Origin of the sequence: Rhizobium sp. SEMIA 4085 (genome assembly GCF_013004495.1) — a bacterium.
In the GTDB taxonomy this organism is placed as follows: Bacteria; Pseudomonadota; Alphaproteobacteria; order Rhizobiales; family Rhizobiaceae; genus Rhizobium; species Rhizobium gallicum.
In genome coordinates, this window is record NZ_JABEPH010000494.1 from 1 (window position 1) to 3,449 (window position 3,449).

Consider the following 3,449-nt stretch of genomic DNA (forward strand, 5'->3'; position numbering starts at 1 on the left):
GTTGAAGCACCCTTGATCTCCGCCGCCGCGCGCTCGGTCGCGTTTCCGGAAACCAGCGTCGGCTTATAGCCGCGAGTCAGGCCCTTGGAGACGACATCCGCCTTGCCTTCCGACACGCCGCGGCCGAGCGCCGTGTTATTGAAGTCGGACGTATCAACGTGCGCCAGATCGTGGCGGCCGAGATAGGAGATGGCGAGTTCGCGGAACACGTAGTCGAGGATCGACGTCGCATTCTTGATCGCGTCGTTGCCGGTGACGATGCCCGCCGGCTCGAACTTCGTGAAGGTGAAGGCATCCACATATTCCTCGAGCGGCACGCCGTATTGCAGGCCGAGCGAGACCGAGATTGCGAAGTTGTTGATGAATGCTCGAAGGGCCGAACCTTCCTTGTTCATGTCGAGGAAGATCTCGCCGAGTCGGCCGTCGTCATATTCGCCGGTGCGCAGGAAAATCGTGTGGCCGCCGATCTTTGCCTTCTGGGTGTAGCCCTTGCGGCGGCCCGGCAGCTTTTCCTGGCTGCGCACGACCTTCTCGATCACCCGCTCGATGATCTTCTCGGTGACGGTGACGGCCTGGGCCGCTGCCGGCTGGGCCAGCAGTTCCTCCAGCGTGTCCTCGTCGCCTTCGTCCTCGATCAGCGAGGCGTTCAGCGGCTGCGACAGCTTCGAGCCGTCGCGGTAAAGCGCGTTGGCCTTGAGGCCGAGCTTCCAGGAGAGCATGTAGGCGCTCTTGCAATCGTCGACGGTTGCATCGTTCGGCATGTTGATCGTCTTGGAGATCGCACCCGAGATGAAGGGCTGGGCAGCCGCCATCATGCGGATGTGGCTTTCGACCGAGAGGTAACGCTTGCCGATCTTGCCGCAAGGATTGGCACAATCGAAGACGGCGAGGTGCTCGTTCTTGAGGAACGGAGCGCCTTCCAGCGTCATCGCACCGCAAACATGGATGTTTGCAGCCTCGATATCCTTCCTCGAGAAGCCCATGTGGTCGAGCAGGTTGAAGCTCATGTCGGCAAGCTGGTCGTCGGAGACCTTCAGCGTGCCCTTCAGGAAGTCGAGCCCGAGCGTCCACTGGTTGAAGACGAACTTGATGTCGAAAGCGGACTTCAGCGCCGCGTTGACGGCCTCGACCTTCTCGTCGGTGAAGCCCTTGGACGTCAGCGTCGAGGGGTTGATGGCGGGCGCCTGGTTCAGGTTGCCGTGGCCGACAGCATAGGCTTCGATCTCGGCGATCTGGCTTTCGGAGTAGCCGAGCGTGCGCAGCGCTTCGGGTACCGCGCGGTTGATGATCTTGAAGTAGCCGCCGCCGGCGAGCTTCTTGAACTTGACGAGCGCGAAGTCGGGCTCGATGCCAGTCGTATCGCAATCCATAACGAGGCCGATCGTGCCGGTCGGCGCAATTACGGTTGCCTGGGCGTTGCGGTAGCCGTGCTTTTCGCCGAGTTCCAGTGCCTTGTCCCAGGCGCTCTTGGCATGCGCGGCGAGATCTTGATCCGGGTTTTCGCCGTGGATGAGGGCGACCGGGTTGATCGACAGGCCTTCATAGCCGGACCTCTCGCCATAGGCGGCGCGGCGATGGTTGCGGATGACGCGCAGCATGTTCTCGCGGTTCGGCGCAAACATCGGGAACGGGCCGAGTTCAGCAGCCATTTCCGCCGAGGTGGCATAGGAAATGCCGGTCATGATCGCCGTCAGGGAGCCTGCGATGGCGCGGGCTTCGTCGCTGTCATAAGGAATGCCGGACGACATCAGCAGGCCGCCGATATTGGCATAGCCGAGACCGATCGTGCGGTATTCGTAGGAGAGCTCGGCAATGCGGCGCGACGGGAACTGCGCCATCATCACGGAGATTTCGAGCACGACGCTCCACAGACGCACGGCATGCTCGTAGTCGGCGATGTTGATCCGCTTTGTCGCCGCATCCTTGAACTGCATGAGGTTCAGCGAGGCAAGGTTGCAGGCCGTGTCGTCGAGGAACATGTATTCCGAGCACGGGTTGGAGGCGCGGATCGGGCCGGCGGCCGGGCTGGTGTGCCAGTCGTTCATCGTCGTATTGAAGTGCAGGCCGGGATCGGCCGATGCCCAGGCGGCATAGGAGATCGTCTCCCAGAGGTCGCGGGCCTTCAGCGTCTTCATGACCTTACCATCCTTGCGGGCCGTCAGGTTCCAGTCGCCATCGGCTTCGACGGCGCGCAGGAAGTCGTCGCGGATCGAGACCGAGTTGTTGGAGTTCTGGCCGGAAACGGTGAGGTAGGCTTCACTATCCCAGTCCGTGTCGTAGGTCTTGAACTCCATGTCCTTGTAGCCCTGGCGGGCGAACTGGATGACGCGGCTCACATAGTTTTCCGGGACCTGGTCCTTCTTGGCGGCGCGGATTTCGCGCTTGAGGGCAGGGTTCTTGGTCGGGTCGAAGCAATCCGCATCGGCGCCGCCTTCGCAATTGAAGCAGGCCTTCATGATCGCCTTCAGGTGCTTGGCGACGATCTTCGAACCGGTGACGAGGGCAGCAACCTTCTGCTCTTCCTTGACCTTCCAGTTGATGTATTCCTCGATGTCTGGATGATCGATGTCGACGACGACCATCTTGGCCGCACGGCGCGTCGTGCCGCCCGACTTGATGGCGCCCGCCGCACGGTCGCCGATCTTCAGGAAGCTCATCAGGCCGGAGGAGCGGCCGCCGCCAGAAAGTTTTTCGCCTTCGCCGCGCAGATACGAGAAGTTGGAGCCCGTGCCGGAGCCGTACTTGAAGAGGCGGGCTTCGCGAACCCAGAGGTCCATGATGCCGCCTTCGTTGACGAGGTCGTCCTCGACCGACTGGATGAAGCAGGCATGCGGCTGGGGATGCTCGTAGGCCGACTTGGACTTCGTCAGCTTGCCGGTGAAGGGGTCGACGTAGAAGTGGCCCTGGCCGGGGCCGTCAATGCCGTAGGCCCAGTGCATGCCGGTGTTGAACCACTGCGGGGAGTTCGGGGCGACGCGTTGGGTAGCGAGCATGTAGGCGAGTTCGTCGCGAAAGGCAGAGGCATCTTCCTCAGACGAGAAGTAGCCGCCCTTCCAGCCCCAGTAGGTCCAGGTCCCAGCCAGACGGTCGAAGACCTGGCGCGCATCGATTTCGGAACCGTACTGCTGGTCCTTCGGCAGCTCCTTGAGGGCTGCCTCATCGGCAACCGAACGCCACAGAAAGGAGGGAACGTCGTTTTCCTCAACCTTCTTCAGCTTTGCCGGAACGCCGGCCTTGCGGAAATATTTCTGGGCAAGGATGTCGGCCGCGACTTGGGAGAACTGCGCGGGAACGTCGATGTTCTCAAGGCGGAATACGATCGAACCGTCGGGGTTCTTGATCTCGCTCGTCGCCTTGCGGAATTCGATGTCCGCGTAAGCGCTCTGGCCTGCCTTTGTGAAACGGCGTTCTATGCGCATGTCCTTGCACCTCTGTTTGCGCGCCCCATC

1 protein-coding gene is annotated in these 3,449 nt (G+C 61.7%); it reads right to left on the reverse strand.

Annotated features, from left to right (window positions below; all coding sequences use genetic code 11):
• The coding region (locus tag C9413_RS29775; RefSeq protein ID WP_170251312.1) for a vitamin B12-dependent ribonucleotide reductase at positions 1-3,419 on the reverse strand (3,419 nt) is incomplete at its 3' end.
• Between the last annotated feature and the right edge of the window lie 30 nt (positions 3,420-3,449).